This is a genomic window from Arthrobacter terricola (assembly GCF_004354015.1).
Lineage (GTDB): Bacteria > Actinomycetota > Actinomycetes > Actinomycetales > Micrococcaceae > Arthrobacter > Arthrobacter terricola.
On the sequence record NZ_SMRU01000015.1, the window covers coordinates 115,117 to 137,633 of the forward strand.

Sequence of the window (22,517 nt, forward strand, 5' to 3'; positions counted from 1 at the left end):
GAGTCTACTCCTCGTCCACCGAGTCCAGGTACTTGTCCAGCAACTGCGCGCAACGGATAAAGCCCAAGTGCGAGTACGCCTGCGGGTGGTTTCCCAAGTGGGTCTCGGTGCCGGGGTCGAACTCCTCAGGAAGCAGGCCGGTCGGCCCGAAGAGCGCCACGAGTTGGTTGAACAACTCCAAGGCATCGTCCAAGCGGCCCACGGCGAGGTACGCCTCGATGAGCCAGGTGGTGCAGATGTGGAACCCGCCCTCCAAACCCGGCAGGCCGTCGTCGTACCTGTACCGGAAGACGGTGGGACCTACCCGGAGTTCCCGCTCGACCGCGGTGACGGTATCAAGGAAGCGCTGGTCGCGGACGTCCAGCAAGCCGGAGAGTCCGATATGCAGCACCGCCGCGTCCAGATCGGGACTGTCGTAGGCGACGGTATAGGAACTGGCCGAATCGTCCCAGCCTTCCCGGAGGACTTCCGCGCGGATGGTGTTTGCCGTTTCCTCCCACTCGGCCCCGACTGGGCGCCGGAACCGCACCGCGGTGTGCATCGCCCGGTCGAGCGTCACCCAACACATCACCTTGGTGTAGATGTGGTGCCTCGGCGCACGGCGGGCTTCCCAGATGCCGTGGTCGGGTTCGTGCCAGCGGGCCAGCGCGGCCGAGGCCATTTGTTCCATGAGTTTCCAGTGCTCGTCCGGCAAGCTGCCGCGCCGCCTGCCCAGCGTCTGGATCAGCTCGGCGATCGGTCCGAAAACGTCCAGTTGCACTTGGTGGTCTGCCGCGTTCCCGATCCGCACGGGCCGCGAGCCCGCATAGCCCGGCAGGCTCTCGATGATGGCCTCGGTGGACAAGGGCGCACCCGTCACGGAATACAGGGGGTGCAGCCACTCGGGTCCCGGGGCGTTCTCCAGGATGCGGCCCAGCCAACGAAGGAAACCGTCTGCCTCCTCCGTAGAGCCAAGGTCCACCAACGCGTTGACGGTCATTGAGCCGTCGCGGAGCCAGCAGTAGCGGTAGTCCCAGTTGCGGGTGCCGCCGATGCCTTCCGGCAGGGAGGTGGTTGGCGCTGCGAGGACGGCACCGGTCGGCTCGTGCACCAGCGCTTTCAGGACAAGCGCCGAGCGCCGCACCAGCGATGGTTTCATGTCCGGCAGCTCCAGTCCCCGGACCCACTGCCGGGATTGGTGCGCGACGGCGGCCCGCCGGGTCAGCTCTCCAGCAGGATCGGGCGTCGTCGGCTCAGTGTCTCCGCACCTGAGGTTCATGACCACCGGACCGTATGCGAGGCTGACTTCCGCGGTGGCGGTGCCGTGCTTTCCGTCGCTCGAAACGGTGAATGGCACCCCGGGGGCGAAGAGGACAATCGGGTCCGAGGTGCCCACGACGTGCAGTTCCTCGCCCCGGACCTCCATGTTGAACGGGGCGTTGGCGTAGTCCGGCCGCGGCGCGAAGACAATCCGCGCGGTGCCTGTGCCGGAAAGGACACGGACCAGGCTCGTGATGCCGTCCGGAGCGGGCTCGAGGTAGTCGGTGACGGTCACGTCCGCCCATCGCGTTTCCACGATCATGGTGTTGTCCACGTAGCGCTGGCCAAGCACTTTCGAGGCCTTGACTGGTTCCACGCTGAAGTGGCCCGCCGGATCGCCGCCCAGGATGTGTGCGAATAGTGAGCCGGAATCCGGGAGGGGATGGCTCATCCAGCAGATCTTGGCCTCGGGGGTGAGCAGCGCAGTCACCGAACCGTTGCCGATCATCGAATGCCGCTCAAGACCCACCGCGTCCTCGCCGAACAGCCAGGCCCGGCGCAGTTCGAAGAGGATGGCGAGAACCTTGGCGAAGGACTCCGGGTCCGGGAGCCTGTGGCGGGCCGAGGTTTTCCCCGGCCCCACGTGCACGCCGAGGTCCGGGCCACGCAACGTGGCGACGGCGAGTTCGTCGCTGTCCGCATCGCCTGCGAAAAGTGCCGCGCTGGCCCCCAACTGTGTTCGCAGATGCTCCAGCGCGGCGTCTTTGGAGGGCTCGACAATGGACAGGTCCAGCACGGACCCGTCCACAATGAAGAACAAGCCCAATTCGCGGGCGATCTGGTGCGCCTCGCGGGTCACTCTTGCCACTACTGCGGGCGTGGCGGTGCGGGTATGGATTCCAACGGCCACAGGTTTCCGCTCGATGCTGATGCCCTTTTCGAAGCCGATTGATTCGTTGAGGGCCGTGGCTGCCTGTTGGAGGAGCGCCTCGGTGGCCATCGAGACGCCGTACGCATAGGTCATGTCGAACTCGGCGCCGTGCGAGCCCACCAAATGCACTTCCGCGGGCAGCCGCGACACCGCGGCGAGGTCCCGCAGCGAGCGCCCGGAAATGACCGCCGTGTGCGTGTTCGGCAGTGCTGCCAGGGCACGGAGTGCGACGGCGGCGCTCCCCAGCGGGAGCGTTTCCGTGGACACGCCTTCGGCGGCACAGAGGGTTCCACCATAGTTGCAGGCCACCAGGAGGCCGGGAGTCCGGGCGAGCATCTTGAGCTCGGCGAGCAACTCCGGGGTAATGCCGTCGTGGGCGGCCTCGGATTGGAGGGAAGTCCGGAGCAGGCCGAGGGGAAGCGACTTGGTCAGCAGCGCAGAATCGGCCACCGATTGGTTGAGCGGAGTAGCCATGGACGATCCTTCCAGGGGGGGTGCGTCCAGTGTCCGCCCCGGGAGTTTCACCTCCGTGACCCGCGTATTGCCGGGGTGTAACGCTTCCTGGCGCCCGCTACGCCGGGACGAGGCCTACAGCTTCGGCCACCAGTTCCACCGAGCGGAGGCGTTGCTCCGTGCCCGTGCTTTGGTGGGCCACGATGAGTTCGTCGGCATCGGCGTGCCGGGCGAATTCGTCGAGGTACTCGCGCACTACCTCGGGAGTCCCCACGGCCGAGTACTTCACCATGTTCGCGATGTGCTGGCCCTGCGCGGAATCAAGGATGAGGTCCGCCTCGGCGTCGGTGAATTCGCGGCCACCGCCCAGGAAACGGGAAACACGGTCGCGCTTGACCTCGAGGAATAGGCGATGGGCTTCGGCCGCGGAATCGGCGGCTACTACGTTCACGCCGGCAATGACATACGGTTCCTGAAGCTGTTCCGACGGCCTGAATTCGCGGCGGTAGGCGGCGACCGCGTCCTGCAGGGCATTGGGCGCGAAGTGCGAGGCGAACGCGTAAGGCAGGCCGAGTTGGGCTGCGAGGTGCGCGCCGAACATCGAGGAACCAAGGATGTACAGCGGGACGTTGGTGCCTTTTCCGGGAGTAGCTTCCACGCCCTGGATCCGTGTGGGTCCACTCAGGTAGCCCTGCAATTCCAGCACGTCCTGCGGGAAGGTGTCGGCGGCCATGTGATCGCGGCGCAGTGCCCGCATGGTGTTCTGGTCACTGCCCGGGGCGCGGCCAAGTCCCAGGTCGATGCGGCCCGGGTGCAGCGTTTCGAGGGTTCCGAACTGCTCGGCGATAGTCAGCGGCGAGTGGTTCGGCAGCATCACGCCGCCCGCGCCGAGCCGGATGGTGCTCGTGTTGGCTGCGACGTGAGCAATCAGAACGCTCGTGGCCGAGGAAGCAATCGAGGCCATGTTGTGGTGCTCGGCGTACCAGATCCGCCGGTACCCGAGCCGTTCGGCCAATTGCGCTATGGCCACGCTCCCGGCGAAACTCTCCGCCGCCGTCTGGCCCTTGCCGATGATCGCCAGGTCGAGGATGGAGAGGGGAACAGTCACGTCGGTGCCGGCCTTTCGAAGGTGGTGTGAGTGCAAACGGCCGTCTCGCGGCCACTCTTGCGACAACGACGGCGGCAGCCGGGTTATTTCTGCCGCTTACGTGGGTTCCGTCTCACCCTGAGTGTGACGCCCGCGGACGCCCAGTGAAGCCCGGTTAACCCCCGTATCCCCACGTTTCACGGCGCTTTGACCGGCCCCCGACACTCCCGGATAGTTGCAGCAACAAGCATTCCGCAGCTCTCAATAAGCTCTCAAAACAAGGGGAATCCATGGCTATTTCACGACTCAAGACAGGCACAGCGTTGGCACTCGCCGCCACCACAATCTTCGGCCTCGCCGCGTGCTCGGACCCGGGCGCATCGGCGGCGTCAGCACCGTCGTCGTCCGCTACGTCCGGGGCGAAAACGTTCAACCTGTCGCCCGAACAAAACCGCTTCCCGGTAACGGTCTCACCTGAGGCCGCCGCACTGGTGCCCGCATCCGTCAAGGCGGACGGCAAGCTGACTGTTGCCGTGAGTCCTTTCTCCGCGCCGCTCGCCGTCTACGCCACGGACAACAAGACGCCGGTGGGCAACGAGGTGGATATCGCCGTCGCGCTGGCCGAATCGCTGGGCCTCAAGGCCGATATTGTCCCGACGGCGTGGGCCGACTGGCCGTTGGGCGTCGAGTCGGGCAAGTACGAGGCCGTCATCTCGAACGTCACGGTGACGGAAGAGCGCAAGCTCAAGTTCGATTTCGCCAGCTACCGGGACGACAAACTGGGCTTCTACGCCAAGAGCGACAGCCCCATCACCAAGGTGGACTCGGCCCCGGACGTCGCGGGCAAACGGATCATCGTGGGCTCGGGTACCAACCAGGAGGCCATCCTCCTGCGCTGGGACGCCGAGAACAAGAAGAACGGTTTGAAGCCGGTCGAGTTCCAGTATTACGACGACGATTCCGCCTCCACGCTGGCACTCCAGTCGGGCCGTGCGGACCTCACGTTCGGACCCAATGCCACGGCGTCCTACAAATCACAGACTGATGGCAAGACCAAGAACGTGGGACTGGTGGACGGCGGCTGGCCGCTCAAGGCGAACATCGCGGTGACCACCAAGAAGGGTAACGGTCTCGCGGCAGCTGCCCAGGCGGGACTGAACGCGCTGATTAAGGACGGCACCTACGGCAAGATCCTGGACCGCTGGGGACTCTCGGCTGAGGCAGTCCAGAAGTCGGAGCTGAACCCGCCGGGCCTGCCGAAGTCGTAGTCCTGTTGGGAGCCGTGTCCGGGGCGAACCGCCCTGGACGCGGCGCCACTGTTTAAACCAGTTCGATGACCAAGTCAGCGCGGCCCTTCGTCGCTTCCACCACGTCCGCGTTCCGTTGGTCGCTGCCCCTGGCCCAGGCTTCGGCCTCGTCGTGCGGCTTTCCGAAGGCTTCATGGCGACGGATCAGCCGCCGCAGCCGTTCGTCCTCGTCCAGTTCCACGTACCAGACCTCGTCGATCAATTCCCGGCTTTCACGCCAGCCCGCGGCATCGAGCAGGAGGTAGTTTCCTTCGGTGATGATCAGTGGGACGTCCTGCGGCACGGGTACTGCGCTGCCGATGGATTCCTCCAGGCTGCGATCGAACATCGGCGCATAGACCACGGGCTCGTCGTTGTTCTTGAGCCGGCGGAGGAGGTTCGCGTAGCCCCACGGATCGAAGGTATCCGGGGCGCCTTTGCGGTCCCGCGAACCATGCGATGCGAGGACAGCGTTGGCTAAATGGAACGCGTCCATTCCCGCAAGCGCGGCCTGGGTCCCCAATGCTTCCGCGACCGCATGGGCCAACGTCGATTTGCCGGCGCCTGGAGCCCCGGTGATGCCCAGGATTCGACGGCGGCCGGTTCCGGCGAGAGCGCGCGCCCGTTCGACCAAGTCATCCAAGCCGCACCTGAGGCGTGGGGGTCGGTAGTCCGTGCTCGTCATTATTCCCTTATTCATGGGAGGCGGATGCCCGCGAGGGCAATCACCGCTGGGTCACGGCTACCCTACCCGGTTCAGGGAAGTTGCGCTGGCTCAGGCGGACTGCCCCCACACAGTGAGCCGCAGGCGCACCAGGCCAGCGTCCGGGTCGCGGGTGCCGCCGTCGGCAAGTGACTGCACGACGGCGGCCGCGAACCGGGCGAGCCAACTCACCTTGCGGGTTCCGGGACCAACGAGGCCGAACGCACCGGCGTCGCGAGCCCCAGGTTTTCGCGGAGGGTGTTCCCTGCGTATTCCGTGGGGTACACCCTGCGTTCCTGCAGCTCAGGAACAAGGTGGTTCACGATGTCGTCCAGCCCGGTGGGGATGAGCCATGGCGAGATGTTGAAGCCGTCCACTGCGCCCACCCTGGCGTATTCGGCCAGCGTGTCCGCCACGGACGAGTAGGACCCCGTGAAGGTTGCGTCCACCCGGGCCGTGCGCGAGGTGACGAACTTCCGGATGGTCAGTCCTTTCTCGGCGGCTTCGGCCCGCCATTGCGCGGTGAGCTCCCGCGCTTTCGCCCCATGGAAACCGCTTCCCCTGGTCTCCGAGGTTTCATCCACGGCCGGCTCGATGTCTGGAAGCGGCCCGTCGGGATCGTAGGCGGACAATTCGCGGCCCCAGAATTGTTCGAGGTATGCGATCGCTTGCTGGGGACCGATTTGCAGGCTCCGGACCCACTCTTTCTTCTCGCGTGCTTCGTGTTCGCTCCCGGCCAGGATGAACTCGCTCGCGGGCATGATCTTGACGTCGTTGGCACCTCGTCCGGCTGCCAGGGACCGCGAGACGATGTCCGCGCGGAACTCCACGGCGTCGTCGAATTTGGGGTGTGCCGAGAAGATCACGTCGGCTTGGCGGGCCGCGAAGTCCCGGCCGTCCGGTGAATCACCGGCTTGGAAGAGGACAGGCCTATACTTCGCGCTTCGGGGCAACCGGGGAGTGCCGTAGACCCCGTCCCAGATCCCCTTTGCTGTTTCCACGAAGGCTTCTGCGTGGACGTAGCGGTCGGCGTGGTCAAGGTAGCCGCCCCGCCGGAAGTTGGCGCCGGTCCAGGCATTGTCCGTGGTCACGATGTTCCAGGCGGCACGGCCACCCGAGAGCAAATCCAATGACGCGAGCCGGTGGGCCAGGTCCGAGGGATCGTTGTAGGTGGTGTTTTGGGTGGCGACGAGGCCGATGTTGGACGTCACCGACGCCAGCGCGGCGAGCATGGTTTGCGCGTCCGGCCTGCCCGCCACGTCAAGGGCATGCGGGCGTCCGAGGTGTTCCCGCAAGCGCAGGCCTTCGCCGAGGAAGAACGCCGCGAACAAGCCACGTTCGGCGGTCTGGGCGATCCTGCGGAACGACTCGAAATCGGTTTGCGAGCCAGATTCCGGTGCCTTCCAGATGGTGCCGGAATTGACGCCCTGAAAGAAGACACCGAACTGGATCCTGCCGCTCGGCTGGAATTTAGCACGGGTGTGCTGTGACATGCTTTTCCTCCTAGTTTTCCGCACCGACGACGACGGAGCCGCCCACTGTGACCGTGCTCGAGTACCGGCTCAGCGGCCGCCCAAGTCCCAGCACTTCCCGGAACGTGCCGCCCGGAGAGACAGGCTTGAGCACTCCGCGGCGTCGAAGTTCGGGAAGCACCAACTGGGCCAGTTCTTCGAACTCGACATCCAGCACCGCGGGATGGATCCGGACGCCGTCAGCCACCACCAGCAAGTCCGTGAGGACATCGACCAACTCAGCGGCCGTACCGACGAAACGCGCCCGCGGACTGTCCCATTCGCCCAACACGTCCAGTTCGGTGAGCCGCGCGGAAGCGCTTTGCCCGCGGGAGTCGAGGACGACGTCGAGCTCGGCCACCACCGCTGCCCCCGTCCGGCCGCGGATCCCGGCAAGTTCGTCGGCGAGCAGCTCAAGCGTCGGGGCAGAAACGAGGACTACGTCAGCCTCGGCAAGCAAGCCCGCAGGCGCAAGCACGGGGATTTGGCCTTGCAGCGGACGCGGAATGATGGACGGCCCCTTCACCGCATAGCGCTGTCCCGCGAAGTCAGCGGGGGTTTCGAAATCGATGTAATGGAGCTTGTCGACGTCAAGGTACCGCCCGGTAGGGACGTCGCGGATCACGGCGCCGTCCTCCCACGAGTCCCAGAGCTTGCGGCTCACTTCCACCGAGGCGGCCGCTTCCTGCGCCAGCCCGGCGCCGGAAACAACAGCACGCCCGACGGCGGCAGCCTCCTCCGCGGAAGTGCTCGCCTTGACGAGCCACCCGGCACGGCCGCCGGAGACATAGTCGAGGCTCGCGAGTTGGGTGGAGATGTGGAACGGCTCGGTGTAAACAGTGTCGACTTCCGGCACCAGGACGATGGAGCTCGTCACCGGCCCGGCGAAGGCTGCCCGCTGCAGCGCGTTCAAGCGCCCGGCAATGCCCGAGCCCTCATCCAGGGAACCATCGGCGAACGTCGCCGCGTGAAAGCCGGCCGATTCCGCTGCAAGGACGGTGTTACGGATCCGTGCACCGTTCAAGAGGTCGTCGGGAGCATGCCGCGCTTTGCGCCACGCCGCGGGGTGGGCGCCGTCGCCGTCGAGCTCCAATGCGAGGAAGCCGCGGCGGCCGCCTTCGGAGGATGTGCTCATCGCTGGTCCTGCCTTTCGAAGGGAATCTGTTCGCCGGCTTCAATGGCCACGGTCAAGCGGTTTTCCGCGGGCGGAAGCGGGCAAGTGGCAAGGTCGGTGTAGGCGCATGGCAGGTTGACCGCACGGTTGAAGTCGAGCAGCACGGAACCGTCGGCCTCCGGGACTACGGTGAGGGACCGGTTTGCCGCGTAGGTGGTCTTGCCGGATGTCGCGTCCGTGAACAGTACGGAGAGCGATCCCGGCGCATGGCCGTTGAACGCGGTGAGCGCCAGGTCCTGGCCGCCCAGCGTGAATCGGAGCTCACCCGGTGCCTCGTACACGTGCTGGATGCCTTCGACGGCGGCCCTAACAGTCGTGGGACGCGGCTCGTCGAACGGTACGAACGTGCCGTTCACAACGAATGAGGCGTCCGGGGCGTAGGCCGGTGTGCCGCGATATTCCGAGAGCAACTGGTTCGCGGGGTTCCGCGGCCGCACGATGTATTCCCCGCCGCGCTTGGCGAGCTCGACGACGGCGTCCCCGGTCCGGAGGTTGATGCCGTCGCGTTCGGCGATGGGACCGAAGGTGAGCGTGGTTCCGGCTGCGTCCGGGTTCAGTTCCCGGCCGCCCCGAAGCAGACTCTCGCCGGCCCCCAAAACTACAGTGACGACGTCGTTCTCCACGCTCCAGGTTCCCGGCACCCCGTCCAACGGGGACGGTGAGCTGCCAAGCCAGTGCAGGTGGGTGACGGCCAGGAAACCGTGGGGATCGGCGCGGTGGCGCTCATGTGCGGCGTGCCATTCCTGCCAGGCGGCGGCGAAGGCGGCACCTTGTTGAGGCGACTCAGCCAGGGTTTCAGTTGACGTGGACAAGTTTCCTCCTGTGGTTGGCGTGGTCTGGAATGTCACGGTGTCTTCCCCGTTTGGTACGTTGCGAAGTTGGCCTCGGTGACGGTCTTGGCCTCCGGCACCGCTTCTTCGTACAAGCCCCAACGGTCCAGCACCTTGCCGTAGGAGCCGTCCTTGATCGCCGAGTTCAGGGCGTCAGTGATGGCCGGGGCCAGGCCGTTGCCCTTGAGCGTCGTGGCTGCCACGAGAGTCTCGGACGGCCAACCCGCATTCACTTTGCCTACGACTTTCAGGTCGTTTCGGGTGTTCTCCCGGTAGGACACCGACGGGTAAGGGGCGATGTTCAGGTCCGTTCGCCCGGAAGAGAGCGCAAGGATGGTGTCCGCGTCCGAGGAGTAGTACTGCAGGGTCGCGGGAGCCTTCCCCTTAGCCTCGAGTTCCTTGTTCCAGGCCAGGAGGATCTTCTCTTGGTTGGTGCCCGATCCCACGGAGACCTTGAGGCCGGAGATATCGTCCGCGCCCTTGATGTTGTAGTTGGACGTCTTCTTCGCTTCGAAGCCCATGTAGGCGGCCCGGTAGCTGGAGAAGTCGAACAATTTCACGCGGTCCTTGTTGATGCCGACGTTCGAGAACACGGCCTCGAAATCGCCGGACTGCGTCTTGAGCGGCCAGTTCTCCCAAGAGGTGACCTGTACGTCCAAGGCGAGGCCTAGCTTGTCGGCCACGAGCTGGGCGATGTCCACCTCGACGCCGATGGGCGTCTTGTCGTCCGTAGCGTGGAAGGACAGCGGGATGGATCCGGCCGTTGTGGCCACCGTCAGCTTTCCATCCTTGCTGATCGCAGCCGGCACAGCGGCTGCCGCAGCGGCATCCTTCTGGGCGCGGATGCGGTTCTGCTCCGGTGAGGTGTTGTAGACGACGCCGTTGCGGGCGGCGCTTGCCGACGGGCTCGCGCCGGCTGCGGAGGCGCCGGGGTCCGAGCAGGCCGCGAGCGCCGGAAGGACGACGGCGGGGAGCACGGCGAGTGCCAGGAGCCTGGCGGTGATGGGTGGCATTGTGGGGATTCCTCAGATGTTAAAAGCGGGTTCGATGACTTTTGAGAAGAAGGTGCGTGTGCGCGGTTCGCGCGGGTTCGAGAAAATTTCCTCGGGTCTGCCTTGTTCCACGATCTGGCCTTGGTCCATGAACACCACGGTGTCCGCCACATCGCGGGCAAAGCCCATCTCGTGGGTGACGATGATCAATGTGGTGCCCGAGGTCGCGAGTTCACGGATGACGTCCAGTACCTCGTTGACGAGTTCCGGGTCCAAAGCGGATGTGGGCTCGTCGAAGAGCAGGATCTTGGGGTCGAGGGCCAGGGCACGGGCGATCGCCACGCGTTGTTGCTGGCCGCCGGACAACTGCCGGGGGTAGGCGTGGGCGCGGTCCTTGAGGCCCACCCGATCCAGGAGTTCGAGCGCCCTCTCGCGGGCTTCCGCTTTGCTTCGGCGCTGCCGGCCATCCGGGCGGAGTGCGACGACGGGTGCTTCAGCTACGTTTTCGAGCGCGGTCAGGTGTGGGAACAGGTTGAAGTTCTGGAAGACCATCCCGATGTCCGTGCGCTGCTTGAGGATGTCCTTCTCACGCAGCTCGTGCAGTTTGTTTCCGCGGACTTCGTAGCCCACGAGTTGTCCGTCGATGGTGATGTAGCCGCCGTCCACCTTCTCCAGGTGGTTGATGGTCCGCAGCAAGGTGGATTTACCGGATCCGGAGGGACCCACGATCACCGCTACGCCTCCCGGCGGCACCGTCAAGGAAACGCCTTTGAGGACTTCGGTGCCGCCGAACGACTTGCGGACGGCGGTGATTTCCACCTGGCCGCGGGTTGGAGTGGTATTCATCCTTGGTTCCTGACGTTGGTGACGGCGTGGGTGGCGAGGAATTTCCGGGCTTTCTGCAGCGGCGTCAGCGGCAGGTTCCGGACTGCGCCTTTCGAATAGTGGCGCTCGATGTAGTACTGCAGGACGCTCAGGACCGAGGTGATGACCACGTACCAGAGGGTCGCCACGAGGAGCAGCGGCAGGACTTGCTGGGTGCGGTTGTAGATGACCTGCACGGTGTAGAAGAGCTCGGAGTAGGCCAGGACGTAGACAATCGACGTTCCCTTGACCAGGCCGATGATTTCGTTGAACGCCGTGGGCAGGATGGCTCGCATGGCTTGGGGCAGGACGATCCTCGTGGAGCGGCGCCAGGCCGGAATTCCCAGCGCGGCAGCGGCTTCGAGCTGGCCCTGGTCCACGGACAGGATGCCGCCGCGGATGATCTCGGCCGAGTAGGCGGCCTGGTTGAGGGTCAGGCCGAGGACTGCCGCAGCGAACTGGCTCACGAGCGTGGTGGTCTGGACCTCGAAGAAGCGGACGTCCGTGAACGGAATGCCCAGGCTGATCTTCTCGTACAGATACCCGAGGTTGTACCAAAGGAGCATCTGGACCAGTAGCGGCGTGGAGCGGAAGATCCAGGAGAACGTCCACGACACCGAGACCAGGAGCGGCGACGCCGAGAGCCTCATGAGGGCCAGGATGAAACCGAGGACAAACCCGAGCGCGCCGGAAATCGCCGTCAATTTGAGGGTCTCAATGAGGCCGTTGACCACCGACTGGGCTGTGAACCATTGGGCCACGACACCCCATTCCCAGCGGGGATTGCTCACGAGGGACCAGGCCATCGCTGCGACGCCAAGCGCCACCAGGACGGTTCCCACCCAACGCCACGGATGCCTGGCCGGCACCAGCTTGTAGCTGGAATAGTCGGCGTTGGCTGGCACCGGTTCGGCCGGTGTGGCGGTTTCGGCGCTCGCGGGCGCCGGTTCGGGTGCAGGTTGATGTGCGGACTGCGCCACTGTGGTTGCTGCTGAACTCATGCGCCACCTCGCTTCGGATTGACGGTTGACTATCGGATGGCTGTCAATCTAGGGGCGCACGGAAAGCGGTGGCAACGCGGAATTTTGCACTTCTTCACAGCTCTTCACGGGCCTTCACGGCACTTCATTCCGCTTCACATTGGCCGGGAATGCGTCCCTGTCTTGCGCCCGTTGACGCCGCGTGACGCGTGGTGAACGGCCGTTACCGGCTCCTCGACCGGGGCCGTTCGACCTCCCTAGGCTCAGGTACCACCAGCCACAGCCACCAGGAGTAGCCATGCCGCCCATCGCCCCCGCCATAGTGTTCATCGGCGGTGGTCCGCGCTCAGCGGGCGTCCTCGAACGCCTCGCGGCGAACAAGCCGGACCTCTTCGACGGCCCTGTCTCCATCCACGTCGTGGAACCTCACGAGCCCGGTTCCGGGAGGATCTGGCGCTATGACCAGACCCCGGGACTGCTGCTCAACTCGATGGCGGCGGACATCACGATGTTCACCGACGGTTCCGTGGCATGCGATGGCCCGGCGCTCGACGGTCCCGGCCTCGCCAGTTGGGCATCCGGCGTGCTTGACGGCTCCATCCGCGACGTCCCGCCCTTCGAGCCACACATCCTGGCGCAGCTCCGGGCCTTGGGACCTGATTCGTTCCCGACCCGCCAGCTGCAAAGCAAGTACCTCGAGTGGTTCTTCCGCCGGGCCGTCGCGGCCCTCGAACCCGACGCGACGGTGACGGTCCACCGGGACACGGCCACCGCCGTCGAGCACTGCTCTCCCGAGGCGCGCGACGCTCAAGAAAAGCACGACGGCGGCCCGCGCTACCGCGTGCGGCTCGCCTCGGGCGGTGAACTTGAAGCGGACCTCGTGGTCTACTCGCTCGGCCACACGAGTTCGAAACCGGACCCCGAATCGGCCCGGCTCTCCGACTTCGCTGCGCGCCACGCCGGGTTCCACGTGGCGCCGTCGTACACCACCGACGTCGACTACTCGGCGGTAGCTCCCGGCCAGGACGTCCTCGTCTCGGGCATGGGCCTTGCCTTCGTGGACCTGCTGGTGCTCCTGTTCGAGGGCCGGGGCGGTCGCTTCGAGGAAAGGCCCGACGGCGGACTCGACTACGTGCCGTCCGGAACCGAACCGCGGCTTTGGGCAGGTTCGCGCCGCGGAGTCCCGTACCACTCCAAGATCTTCTCGACGCTGCGTGGCGAGCCCGTCGGTCCGCCGCGCTACTTCACCGCGGCCGCCGTCGAATCGCTGCTCGAAACCCACGACGAACTCGATTTCCGTACCCATTTGTGGCCGCTCATCGCCAAGGACGCCGGCTATGCCTACTACCGCGAGCTGTTCACCGGCTATCCCGAACGGACCCGCGGCGGCTGGGACGCGTTCGAGCAGCGCTTCGACAGCCTCGATTGGTATAGCCGGGAACGGGAGGAGCTTGTTGAAGCCGCGGTTCCGGATCCCGCCCTCCGGCTCGACCTCGAAGTGCTGGACCAGCCCTTCAGCGGCTGCGCTTTCGCCGACCACGCAGCCGTGCAACGGGCAGTCGCCAACTACATCGAACGCGACCTCCGCCTGCGCACCGAGCCCGACCATTCGGAAACGTTGGCACTGTTCACGGCATTGCTGCGCGTGTACATGGAACTTGGGCGCTTGGTACCCCAGGAACGGCTCAATGCCCGTTCCCAGCAGGCGGTGCACGGTTGGTGGCACGGTTTCTTCAGTTTCGTCGATTCCGGTCCGCCGCCGCATCGACTCCGTGAGATGCTCGCCTTGCACCGAGCTGGATTCCTCCAGTTCCTCGGCCCGGGCATGTGGATTCGGCCGGACGAAGCCAGTGGCCGTTTCGTCGCCGGCTCGTTCCAGTCACCCGTGGTGGTGGACGCCGCCGCGTATATCGAGGCCAGGCTGCCGGCGCCGTCGGTATCCGGTTCGGCGAACCCCGCGCTCACGGACCTGCACGACGCCGGGTGGGGAACCGAACAGCGCCTCCTCACCGCGGACGGTCCGCACTCCACGGGCAAGTTGTTGGTCTCGGGCTCGCACGAGATACTAGCTCCCGACGGCGGACGGCAAGCAGGGCTTTTCGCCATCGGGCCGTGGACCTCCGGTTGGGGTGCGGGCGCCTTCGCCCGTCCGGGAACCAACGCGGCCCCGTTCCGCGAGAACGACGCTTTGGCCCGGCGGCTCTTCGCGGAACTGTCAGCCATCCGCGTTCAACCGTGCCGCCCAAGCAACCCGCAGCTCGCCGGGCTCCTCACGAAAGGCACGTCATGACCACCATCCCCGCCCCGCCGTCGTCGGGCCTTTCCGTCCTGAGCCTGCCTATGCGCGATCCCCGCGTCAAGCCGCTCCTGGACGAGCTCGCCGTCGAATACACCACCCGCTACGGCGACTTCTTCGGCACCGACGGCGCCGCACAAGAGCTGCGCAGGTATCCCGCGGAAGAGTTCGCGGCACCCCACGGCGCACTCCTGATCCTGCAGGAGGACGGGGAAACCGTGGCGGGCGGCGCATTCCGCCGCTATGACGCGAACACGGCCGAACTCAAGCGGATTTGGACGCATTCAGCGCATCGGCGTCGCGGCCTGGGACGCGTGGTTCTCGCGGAGCTTGAGGCCGAGGCTGCGCGTCGCGGCTACCGCAAGATCTACCTGACCACCGGCCCGCGCCAGCCCGAAGCCAAGAACCTGTACCTGGCCACGGGCTATTCGCCGCTGTTCGACCTCGACGCAGACCCGGAAACCATCAAGCACTTGGCGTTTACGAAGGAGCTGCCGGGCTTGGCTACCGACCGCTAGCGGTGACGTCCCGGCGCTCGGCTCCTTAGGCGTCCGTCAGGCGGAAGCCTCGCGGGCCGCTCCTTCGATCCTTGACCTGTGGGCGGCCCATTGCTCGGTGTTTCGCGGCGACAGGTTCGGGTCTCCCGGTCCCTTTCCCGCCGAGCCGTCGATGAGCTCGCGGAGAATGTCCGCATGCCCCAAATGCTGGGCAGTCTCGACGCACATGTGCACCAGGATCTGGTGCAGCGTCACGTGCCTGCGTTCCTCGGGCCACCAGGGCACTTCCCCCGGGGCGTCCAGTGGCAGCGCTTCGATGGTTGCGTCGCTGTGCTCGGCGGAGAACCGGTGCAGTTCAACAATGCTCTCGCGGCTTTCGCCCGCCGGAACCCAGAAGTCCGCGTCAGCCTCGGCACCTTCCTCGAACCACGGCAGCTCCCGACCGCTTGGCCGGCCGAACACCTCGCCGAAGTACCCGAGCTCCACGCTTGCCACATGCTTGACCAGTCCCAGGAGGTTGGTGCCGGTGGGGGTCATGGGTCTGCGGACGTCGTATTCGTCGAGCCCGTTGATCTTCGCGAGGAGTTCGCCGCGGCGGGCACGCAAGTATCTGAGCAAAATCGCTTTGTCATCCATGCCGGGCACTATACCGTTGCCCATCTGCTGGGTAGCGTTCAGCACATGGCCAAACTGATCTACTCCGGGATCATGTCCCTGGACGGGTACACCGCCGACGCCAAAGGAAATTTCGACTGGAGCATGCCGGACGAGGAAGTCCACGGCTTCGTCAACGAGCTCGAACGGCCGATCGGCACGTACTTGTTCGGACGGCGCATGTACCAAGTCATGTCCGTGTGGGAGAACATGTCCCTCGAAGGCGAGCCACAGGTCATGCGCGACTACGCGGAGTTGTGGAAGTCCGCGGACAAGATCGTGTACTCCACCACCTTGCAGGAGGCCACCACGTCCCGGACGCGCATTGAGCGCGAGTTCGACGCCAACGCGGTCCGGGCGCTGAAGGAGACTGCACCACGGGACATGTCCATCGGTGGCCCGGTGCTGGCCGCACACGCCATCAAGGCCGGATTGGTGGATGAGTTCCAGCTTTTCCTGAACCCCGTTGTCGTCGGCGGCGGACTGCGCTACCTCCCCGACGACGTCGACCTCTCCCTTGAGCTGCTGGAGGAGCGCCGCTTCGGCAACGGCGTGGTCTACCTCCGCTACGCGAAGCGCCAGTGAGCAGGTCACGGTTCACGCGCATCCTGCGCCGGCGTCGCTCAAACCGGGGCCGCGCCGCCGTCGGGCCCTATCCGGAAGTACGTCCCTCCGTCACGATGCCCACCTATGGCGAAACCGGCAGGTAACGTAAAGGGCGTGCAGGTGAGTCAAACGTTGGTCAGGACCGCGGCCGGATGGCTGCTCGGTCTGATGCTCGCTGTCGCCGCCGCGATCGTTTGCATCAACCTCGTCAGCAACTCCGTGGCCAGTCCGCAACAGCAGGTTCGCGAATACCTCAGCGCCCTCCAAAAGGGGCACGGCAGCGAAGCACTGGGGATCCTGCACGCCTCGGTACCCAGCGCCAACGCCGCCATGTTGGACGGAACAGCACTGCAGACGGCGGCGTCGAAAATCACCGACATCAAGCTCGGAAACGCCCAATCCCGTGGAAACAACCGGGTGACAGTCCCCATGGACTACAAGATCGACGGCAAAGGCCTCCACTCCGACTTCGTGCTGGAGCGGACCGGAACGGAATGGCTCTTCTTCGGCAAGTGGTCGTTCGTTCCCACCTCCTTGCCCACAATCGACGTTTCCGTGGTCAACGCCAACCAGGCAACCTTGAACGGCGTCCCAGTGAACCTGCCCAATGGCCGCAACAGCTTCGCCGTGTTCTATCCCGGCGACTACGAGGCAAGCCTCACCGGCAAATACTTCTCGGCACCGGCCACCAACACCGCGGTGACCGCAGGAACTTCAGCCCAGACGCCCCTCAGCCTCCTGACGAAACCCACCGACGACCTCATCAACGTGGTGAACGACAAAGTCAAGGAATTCCTGGACGAGTGCGCCGCCGATGCCACCAAGCAGCAGCGGCTCCAACCCGATTGCCCGTTCTACCACGTCACGAACAGCCGGGTGGTGGACGGAACCATCAAATGGCAGATCACCGAGTACCCCAAGGTCAGCATCGATCCCTTTGATGGCCAATGGGTAGTGGCCCCCTTGAATGGAAAAGCCCGCGTGACGGCGCGGGAAATAGACCTCTTCAGTGGACTCGTCGGCGACCTCAACGTCGTCCACGACTTCAGCTTCACCACGCGCCTGGACATCGGGGCCGACACCATCACGGTCACCCCGATCGTGAGCTCGTAGGGGCGGGCTTCAAACGCTGCGGCCCCAGCCGAAGCGGCCTAGTCCATCCCGCGCAGGTCCAACACCAGGCTAGTGTCGCCGTCGGCCTGAAGAACTACCGGGATGCCCCAGTCCTGCTGGTACAGGTGGCAGGCGGCGTGGTCGGGGATCTCGCCGTCCTCGGTCTCGGGGCCGTCGCAGGCGGCCGCACGGGCCGTGATGTGCAGGATCCCTTCGGGGACGTCACCGGACAACTCGAGGGTCCGCAGCAACCCCACGGACGTCCCGCCGCCGGAAACCAGCAGCTCGGGCGGCGTCGAGGAAATCTTCAACTGCGTGGGATCGCCCCAGCGATCGTCCAGTTTCTGCCCGGTCGGGGCTTTGAATCGCACGGTGAGGTCTAGGCTCCCGGGCGCCACAGGGCTCTTCGGCCGATGGGTCTGCGAAGCACCCTCGTCCACCTGCTGCGCTTCCTTGGGGATGGGCACCAGGACCAGTTCGTGCTTGTTCGATTCGACCACTACGAGCAGCGGGTCCCCGCTTTCGGGGTAGACCACGACGACGTCACTCGGCTCAGCGAGGCCCCTCGCCAAGGTGGAAACCGTCTTGGTCGTGGGATCGTAGCGTCGAACGGCACCGTTGTAGGTGTCCGCGAGGGCCACGGAACCGTCCGGGAGCACCGTGACACCCAAGGGATGCTGCAGCCGGGCTTCGGTGGCCTCGCCGTCGCGGAACCCGAAGTCGAAGAGGCCCTTGCCGACGGCTGTCTCCACGGTCACGCCGTCCTCGCCAACCACCAAGCGGCGCAATGCCGAGGTCTCGGAGTCCGCAACCCAAATGTTGTCGTCAGCATCAACGGCCACACCGGAAGGCTGCGCGAACCAGGCTTCCTCGGCCGGGCCGTCCAGCAGGCCCTCGAGCCCCGAACCAGCCAGGATCGACACTTCACCGCTCAGCGGCTCGAAAGCGAATATCTGGTGTGTGCCGGCCATTGCGATGACCACGCGCTGCAGCTTCTCGCTCCAGACAACGTCCCACGGCGAGGACAAGGACACACCGGTCCCCAGCCCCAGTACCCCGACGTCGATGGCGTCGGCCGCAAAGTCGGCCGGACCGCCGTCGGGATGTTCAGCCCATACGCCGGCACCGCTTGCCGTCACCCGGGCGGGACCGGCGTCGAGCAGGCGCTGTACGCCGTTGCCCGCGACGGTCTGCACGTAACCGGAGCTGAGCGTCACGCCGCGGAGGCGGTGGTTCACCGTATCGGCTACTACGGCCTCGTAACCGAGTTTCCACGCGAGTTCGGACGGAAGCACCGCCACGCCCTGTGGTTCGTTGAACTGCGCGAGTTCAGCCGAGCCGTCGAGGTAGCCCTTCGTGCCCGCGCCGATGACCCGTTCCACGGTCTTGAGGTCGGGGCGCAGCTCCACCAGCCGGTGGTGCCCCGAATCGACCACGAGGTAGTTGCCGTTGGCGAGCTGCGTCGCCTTGCCGGGGAAGCGCAAAGTGCCCGACGTCGGCACGGGAGCCACGTAGGGGCCGTCGCCGCGGTGGAGGGTCCCCTTGGCGTCGTGCTCGGCAACGAGCTCTTCAAGGAGCACAGCGAGCCCGTCTGCGTGCCCTTCGCCGGAGAGGTGCGCCACGATGTACCCCTCGGGATCGACCACCACGAGGGTGGGCCAGGCACGCGCCGTGTACGCCTTCCACGTGGCGAGCTCGGGATCGTCCAGCACGGGGTGGTGGATTTCGTAGCGCTCAACAGCGGACGCGAGGGCCACGGGATCGGCCTCGTGCTCGAATTTCGGAGAGTGGACGCCGACAGTCACCAGGACGTCGGAGTACTTTTCTTCGAGCGGACGCAGTTCGTCCAGGACGTGCAGGCAGTTGATGCAGCAGAACGTCCAGAAGTCCAGCAGCACGATCTTGCCGCGCAGCGCTTCCAGGTCCAGGGACTTCCCACCGGTGTTGAGCCAGCCACGGCCCACCAGTTCAGAAGCGCGGACACGCAGTTGGGTGCGTACGGTTTCGCTCATCAGCGTCCTTCCAGGTTGGTTTTGCTTTCCGGCTGCTTCACGTCCCGGCCAGCCATTTTGGCGTCGCGGTCTGCGAGCCGCGCAAACATATCGTTGTAAGCGTTCAGTTCAGCGTTGTTATTCCGGTCGGCTGCGCGGTCGGTGCGTTTCGTCTCGCGCTCATCCGAGCGGGACCACATCACCGCGACGCCGATCGCCACCAGCAAGGTGGGCACCTCGCCAATCCCCCACGCGATGGCACCACCCGTTTGCTGGTCAACCAAGGCTGACGGACCCCAGGTCCGGCCGAGGTTGCCAAAGTAGTCCGCCGCGAGCAAGCCCGTGCCGCCCATGATCGAAACACCGAAGAACGCGTGGAAACCCATGGTCGCGAGCAGGAGCAGCAGCCTCATAGGGTACGGCGCCCGGCGCGGCAGCGGATCGGTGCCGATCATCGTGAGGATGAAAATGTAGCCGGTAAGCGTGAAATGGAGGTTCATGAGCTCGTGGCCCACATGGTCGCGCATGGCCCAGCCAAAGGCGTCCGAGTAATAGAACAGCACAATAGAGCCCGCGAAGTTCGCGGCGGCGAACAGGGGGTGCGTGACCACCTGCGAGAACTTCGAGTGCACGAACACCAGCAGCCACTCACGGAGCCCGCGGGAGCCGTCGCCCCGGGCACCTTCGCCACGGGTCGGCAGGGCGCGCAACGCCAGGGTCACAGGCGAGCCCAGGACCAAGAACAGCGGCGCCACCATAGTCAGGGCCATGTGGTCCACCATGTGTGCCGAGAACAGCACGCGTCCGTAGACCGACGGCGGCCCTGACGTGATGTACGTCAGCACCACCAGACCGATCATCCAGAGAACAGTCCGGAACCAGGACCAGGAATCGCCGCGACGCCGGACCTTGATGACGCCCAGGATGTAGCTCACGGCGCCGAAGAGGACCACTGCCACCCAGAGCCAGTCGAAACGCCATTCAGTCAGCCAGCGGGCCAGCGTCGGTTCCGGAGGCAGTTCGTAACCGGACAGGATGAACGCCGGCGACGCGTCAGGCGCGTAGGTGGTGGGCTGCGGCGGCGCCGAGCTGCTCAGCGCGACGGCGAGTCCCGACGTCGCGCCCATGACAAGAAGTTCCACGAGGATGAGCTGCCACAGGACGCGGCGCGTGGTCATCGACTTGCGCCCCAGCTGAGGGATCACCCATTGCCGGTGCATGAAGCCGATCCCGCCTAGCACGATGGTGGCAAAGGCTTTTGCGAGGATGATCTGTCCATAGGGGCTACCGACGAGGGCCGAGAAAGTGTTGACCCGGATGCTCGCGTTCACGATGCCCGAGGCAAAGACGAGGACGAAGGCAAAACCCGCCAAGGACGAGAAACGGCGAAGCGTCTGCTCGGTGATGTCCTTGGTGCCGGTTCCTTTGTTCCCCGCCTTGGCACCGGGAAGGAGGCGCGACAGGATGGCGAGCATGATGATGCCGCCCACCCATGTGGATACACCCACGAGGTGAAGGCCAAGGGAGTTGATGGCGCCTTCGTGATCGCTTGAGCTGGCGGAGTGCCCGATCAACGCCGTGGGCACAAGCCCGCCAATAGCCAGGATCAAGGTCAATGCCAAGCCTGCCAGCGAACGGACGCCAAAGAGGGCCGTGGTGACGATCGCGGCGATGATCGTGACGGCGAGCCATGCCTGTCCGGTCTGGATGTCCGTCATGAAGTAGACCAGGGACGCGGTGAAGTCCGGGCCGCCGGAAATGCCTTGGCCGGCGATGTCCGCATAGGTGAAGACAAGAACCGCGACGGCGGAAAGCGTCCAGACCGCGCCAGCGGCGGCCGCTACGCCCAAAGCTCGGGCGAACGCCGGGTGTTCTTCGCTGTCCTTCGACCGGGACGCGTACCTCGGAAGGATGGCGACGGCGAAGATCAAACCGCCAATCACAGTGGCCACCGAGATGTTCTGGATGGACTTCGCCACGGGAAGGCCCCAGCGCACCAACGCGCCCGGGTCCGACACCTGGCTGGCACTTGCGGCGCCCGAGAAGATCAATGCTCCCACAAGGGCCAAGAGCAACACTGCGAAGCCCGCCAGCTGCCACGGCACGGAGATTCCAGCCGCAGCGGCGCCTGCCCTTGTCCCAGGCTTGGTGGCGGGCGAAGGGGTAGTGGCTGGAGTCTTGGCAGATGGCACCTATCCATTGTCTGCTAACGATGGCGGTGCCGCGAATCGGGCGCTTAAAGCAGGAAGGCGGCAACCCGTAGGTTGCCGCCCTCCTGAGGCATTCGCCGAAGTACTACTTCTTGGCGACAGCTGCCTTCAGCTTCGAGCCAGCGGTCAGCTTGACGCTGTGGCCGGCTGCGATCTGGATGGTCTCACCCGTCTGCGGGTTACGGCCGGTGCGTGCGGCGCGGTCGGTGCGCTCGACGGCCAGCCAGCCCGGAATGGTGATCTTCTCGCCAGCGGCGACAGAAGTCTCGAAAACTTCGAACAGTGCATCAAGCACGGAGTTGACTGCAGCCTGGCTGGTGCCAGCCTTGCCAGCTACCTCGGAAACCAGTTCGCTACGGTTCTTAGCCATTTGTGTCCTCCTGGACTTTACGATTTTGGAGCCCACACACGGCATGCGCGTGAGCCACTGTTCGAAAACTTACCAGCTTGGGCCCACGCGGCCAGCAAATTCCGCGTGTTTCCGCGCCTTTTTGACCAAATTCACCCCATATTGGGCGGTTTGGGGCCCCTTTTCCGCCACCGGCGAACTCCTGCGCCCACATCCGGGGCGGGTTTAGGGTGACGCTCGCTCATGTCCGGGCGGGTTTCCGGGAACGCGCGCTCACATCCGGTATGGGTAGGGGGCTTATGGCCCGCGGTGAGACGTGATGGGGCGTTCTCAGGATGAGGCTCATGGGTGAGCAGGGGTTGATGAAACGGCCGGGATAGCTGAGCGGGGGTTGTGTTGTTCCGACGCCGGCTCGGGTCCGGGCGGGTTTCCCGGGACGCCGGTCTGGGTGCCGGGTGGGGTTTTTGTGGTTAAGGTGGGAGACCCCCACACCGGGGTGTGGGGGTCTCGACCATTTTGAGTGTTGTCCGGCGGTGTCCTACTCTCCCACACCCTCCCGGGTGCAGTACCATCGGCGCTGTGGGTCTTAGCTTCCGGGTTCGGAATGGGACCGGGCGTTTCCCCCACGCTATGACCGCCGTAACCTTTTCACCCGGCCCTGCCCCCGGTGTTGGGGGTGGGTGGGAAAACTGTGGGTTACAACATGTGGTGTTGTTATTCAGTTATTTTGGTTCCGGTTGTTGTTCGGGAA

18 protein-coding genes and 1 rRNA gene are annotated in these 22,517 nt (G+C 65.3%); 5 read left to right on the forward strand and 14 right to left on the reverse strand.

Annotated elements, in window-relative coordinates:
- Nucleotides 1–4: 4 nt before the first annotated feature.
- Both E1809_RS13920 and E1809_RS13925 read right to left on the reverse strand, forming a co-directional pair.
- Nucleotides 5–2,644, reverse strand: a complete 2,640-nt coding sequence (locus E1809_RS13920; RefSeq protein ID WP_133204832.1) for a trehalase-like domain-containing protein — start codon at nucleotides 2,642–2,644, stop codon at nucleotides 5–7.
- A gap of 97 nt (nucleotides 2,645–2,741) precedes the next feature.
- Entirely contained in the window at nucleotides 2,742–3,731 is a 990-nt protein-coding gene (locus tag E1809_RS13925) for an LLM class flavin-dependent oxidoreductase (RefSeq protein WP_133204833.1), read from the reverse strand.
- A gap of 269 nt (nucleotides 3,732–4,000) precedes the next feature.
- Between E1809_RS13925 and E1809_RS13930 the strand changes: the two genes are divergently transcribed.
- Nucleotides 4,001–4,978: an ABC transporter substrate-binding protein gene (locus tag E1809_RS13930; RefSeq protein WP_133204834.1), complete on the forward strand. Its 978-nt coding sequence runs from the start codon at nucleotides 4,001–4,003 to the stop codon at nucleotides 4,976–4,978.
- Nucleotides 4,979–5,030: 52 nt separating this feature from the next.
- Here the strand turns inward: E1809_RS13930 and E1809_RS13935 are convergent, their stop codons facing one another.
- The 7 genes from E1809_RS13935 to E1809_RS13965 form a co-directional block, all read right to left on the reverse strand.
- Entirely contained in the window at nucleotides 5,031–5,639 is a 609-nt protein-coding gene (locus E1809_RS13935) for a nucleoside/nucleotide kinase family protein (protein WP_235835595.1), read from the reverse strand.
- Between the two features lie 248 nt (nucleotides 5,640–5,887).
- Nucleotides 5,888–7,192, reverse strand: coding sequence for an LLM class flavin-dependent oxidoreductase (locus E1809_RS13940; protein ID WP_133204836.1), 1,305 nt, complete (start codon nucleotides 7,190–7,192; stop codon nucleotides 5,888–5,890).
- 10 nt (nucleotides 7,193–7,202) lie between these two features.
- Nucleotides 7,203–8,345, reverse strand: a complete 1,143-nt coding sequence (locus E1809_RS13945) for an LLM class flavin-dependent oxidoreductase (protein WP_133204837.1) — start codon at nucleotides 8,343–8,345, stop codon at nucleotides 7,203–7,205.
- Nucleotides 8,342–9,196, reverse strand: coding sequence for a DUF1684 domain-containing protein (locus E1809_RS13950; RefSeq protein WP_374102697.1), 855 nt, complete (start codon nucleotides 9,194–9,196; stop codon nucleotides 8,342–8,344). Before E1809_RS13950 ends, E1809_RS13945 begins: the two co-directional genes overlap by 4 nt.
- Before the next feature lie 32 nt (nucleotides 9,197–9,228).
- The gene (locus tag E1809_RS13955; RefSeq protein WP_133204838.1) at nucleotides 9,229–10,227 is read right to left on the reverse strand and encodes an ABC transporter substrate-binding protein; all 999 of its coding nucleotides are present in this window, start codon (nucleotides 10,225–10,227) and stop codon (nucleotides 9,229–9,231) included.
- Nucleotides 10,228–10,239: 12 nt separating this feature from the next.
- Nucleotides 10,240–11,052: an amino acid ABC transporter ATP-binding protein gene (locus E1809_RS13960; protein WP_133204839.1), complete on the reverse strand. Its 813-nt coding sequence runs from the start codon at nucleotides 11,050–11,052 to the stop codon at nucleotides 10,240–10,242.
- On the reverse strand, nucleotides 11,049–12,071 hold the full coding sequence (locus E1809_RS13965; RefSeq protein WP_205754192.1) for an amino acid ABC transporter permease: 1,023 nt from the start codon (nucleotides 12,069–12,071) through the stop codon (nucleotides 11,049–11,051). Before E1809_RS13965 ends, E1809_RS13960 begins: the two co-directional genes overlap by 4 nt.
- Nucleotides 12,072–12,348: 277 nt before the next feature.
- Between E1809_RS13965 and E1809_RS13970 the strand changes: the two genes are divergently transcribed.
- Nucleotides 12,349–14,340 (forward strand): FAD/NAD(P)-binding protein, encoded by a 1,992-nt coding sequence (locus E1809_RS13970; protein WP_133204840.1) that lies wholly within the window; start codon nucleotides 12,349–12,351, stop codon nucleotides 14,338–14,340.
- A complete protein-coding gene (locus E1809_RS13975; RefSeq protein WP_133204841.1) occupies nucleotides 14,337–14,864 on the forward strand; it encodes a GNAT family N-acetyltransferase in 528 nt (175 codons plus the stop codon). The genes E1809_RS13970 and E1809_RS13975 overlap by 4 nt, the downstream gene beginning before the upstream one ends.
- A 36-nt stretch (nucleotides 14,865–14,900) precedes the next feature.
- On the opposite strand, the gene E1809_RS13980 is transcribed toward E1809_RS13975, so the two are convergent.
- On the reverse strand, nucleotides 14,901–15,479 hold the full coding sequence (locus E1809_RS13980; protein ID WP_133204842.1) for a DinB family protein: 579 nt from the start codon (nucleotides 15,477–15,479) through the stop codon (nucleotides 14,901–14,903).
- Nucleotides 15,480–15,524: 45 nt separating this feature from the next.
- Between E1809_RS13980 and E1809_RS13985 the strand changes: the two genes are divergently transcribed.
- Nucleotides 15,525–16,082: a dihydrofolate reductase family protein gene (locus E1809_RS13985; protein WP_133204843.1), complete on the forward strand. Its 558-nt coding sequence runs from the start codon at nucleotides 15,525–15,527 to the stop codon at nucleotides 16,080–16,082.
- A 105-nt stretch (nucleotides 16,083–16,187) separates the two neighbouring features.
- Nucleotides 16,188–17,216, forward strand: a complete 1,029-nt coding sequence (locus E1809_RS13990; protein ID WP_133204844.1) for a hypothetical protein — start codon at nucleotides 16,188–16,190, stop codon at nucleotides 17,214–17,216.
- A gap of 38 nt (nucleotides 17,217–17,254) precedes the next feature.
- On the opposite strand, the gene E1809_RS13995 is transcribed toward E1809_RS13990, so the two are convergent.
- The 4 genes from E1809_RS13995 to rrf form a co-directional block, all read right to left on the reverse strand.
- Nucleotides 17,255–19,228 carry an NHL domain-containing thioredoxin family protein gene (locus E1809_RS13995; protein ID WP_133204845.1) on the reverse strand — a complete coding sequence of 658 codons (1,974 nt, stop codon included), beginning with the start codon at nucleotides 19,226–19,228 and terminating at the stop codon, nucleotides 17,255–17,257.
- Entirely contained in the window at nucleotides 19,228–21,399 is a 2,172-nt protein-coding gene (locus tag E1809_RS14000; protein WP_133204846.1) for a cytochrome c oxidase assembly protein, read from the reverse strand. Before E1809_RS14000 ends, E1809_RS13995 begins: the two co-directional genes overlap by 1 nt.
- A gap of 103 nt (nucleotides 21,400–21,502) precedes the next feature.
- Entirely contained in the window at nucleotides 21,503–21,787 is a 285-nt protein-coding gene (locus E1809_RS14005) for an HU family DNA-binding protein (protein ID WP_133204847.1), read from the reverse strand.
- A gap of 504 nt (nucleotides 21,788–22,291) precedes the next feature.
- Nucleotides 22,292–22,408 (reverse strand): 5S ribosomal RNA (gene rrf, locus E1809_RS14010).
- Nucleotides 22,409–22,517 lie beyond the last annotated feature (109 nt).

What these genes read in the sequence shown, in the direction of transcription:
- E1809_RS13980 (WP_133204842.1), bottom strand. Translation starts at nt 15,479, where the DNA reads ATGGATGACAAAGCGATTTTGCTCAGATACTTGCGTGCCCGCCGCGGC.
- E1809_RS13930 (WP_133204834.1), top strand. Translation starts at nt 4,001, where the DNA reads ATGGCTATTTCACGACTCAAGACAGGCACAGCGTTGGCACTCGCCGCC.
- E1809_RS13965 (WP_205754192.1), bottom strand. Translation starts at nt 12,071, where the DNA reads ATGAGTTCAGCAGCAACCACAGTGGCGCAGTCCGCACATCAACCTGCA.
- E1809_RS13940 (WP_133204836.1), bottom strand. Translation starts at nt 7,192, where the DNA reads ATGTCACAGCACACCCGTGCTAAATTCCAGCCGAGCGGCAGGATCCAG.
- E1809_RS13920 (WP_133204832.1), bottom strand. Translation starts at nt 2,644, where the DNA reads ATGGCTACTCCGCTCAACCAATCGGTGGCCGATTCTGCGCTGCTGACC.
- E1809_RS13975 (WP_133204841.1), top strand. Translation starts at nt 14,337, where the DNA reads ATGACCACCATCCCCGCCCCGCCGTCGTCGGGCCTTTCCGTCCTGAGC.
- E1809_RS13945 (WP_133204837.1), bottom strand. Translation starts at nt 8,345, where the DNA reads ATGAGCACATCCTCCGAAGGCGGCCGCCGCGGCTTCCTCGCATTGGAG.
- E1809_RS14005 (WP_133204847.1), bottom strand. Translation starts at nt 21,787, where the DNA reads ATGGCTAAGAACCGTAGCGAACTGGTTTCCGAGGTAGCTGGCAAGGCT.
- E1809_RS13995 (WP_133204845.1), bottom strand. Translation starts at nt 19,228, where the DNA reads ATGAGCGAAACCGTACGCACCCAACTGCGTGTCCGCGCTTCTGAACTG.
- E1809_RS13985 (WP_133204843.1), top strand. Translation starts at nt 15,525, where the DNA reads ATGGCCAAACTGATCTACTCCGGGATCATGTCCCTGGACGGGTACACC.
- E1809_RS13960 (WP_133204839.1), bottom strand. Translation starts at nt 11,052, where the DNA reads ATGAATACCACTCCAACCCGCGGCCAGGTGGAAATCACCGCCGTCCGC.
- E1809_RS13990 (WP_133204844.1), top strand. Translation starts at nt 16,188, where the DNA reads ATGGCGAAACCGGCAGGTAACGTAAAGGGCGTGCAGGTGAGTCAAACG.
- E1809_RS13955 (WP_133204838.1), bottom strand. Translation starts at nt 10,227, where the DNA reads ATGCCACCCATCACCGCCAGGCTCCTGGCACTCGCCGTGCTCCCCGCC.
- E1809_RS13970 (WP_133204840.1), top strand. Translation starts at nt 12,349, where the DNA reads ATGCCGCCCATCGCCCCCGCCATAGTGTTCATCGGCGGTGGTCCGCGC.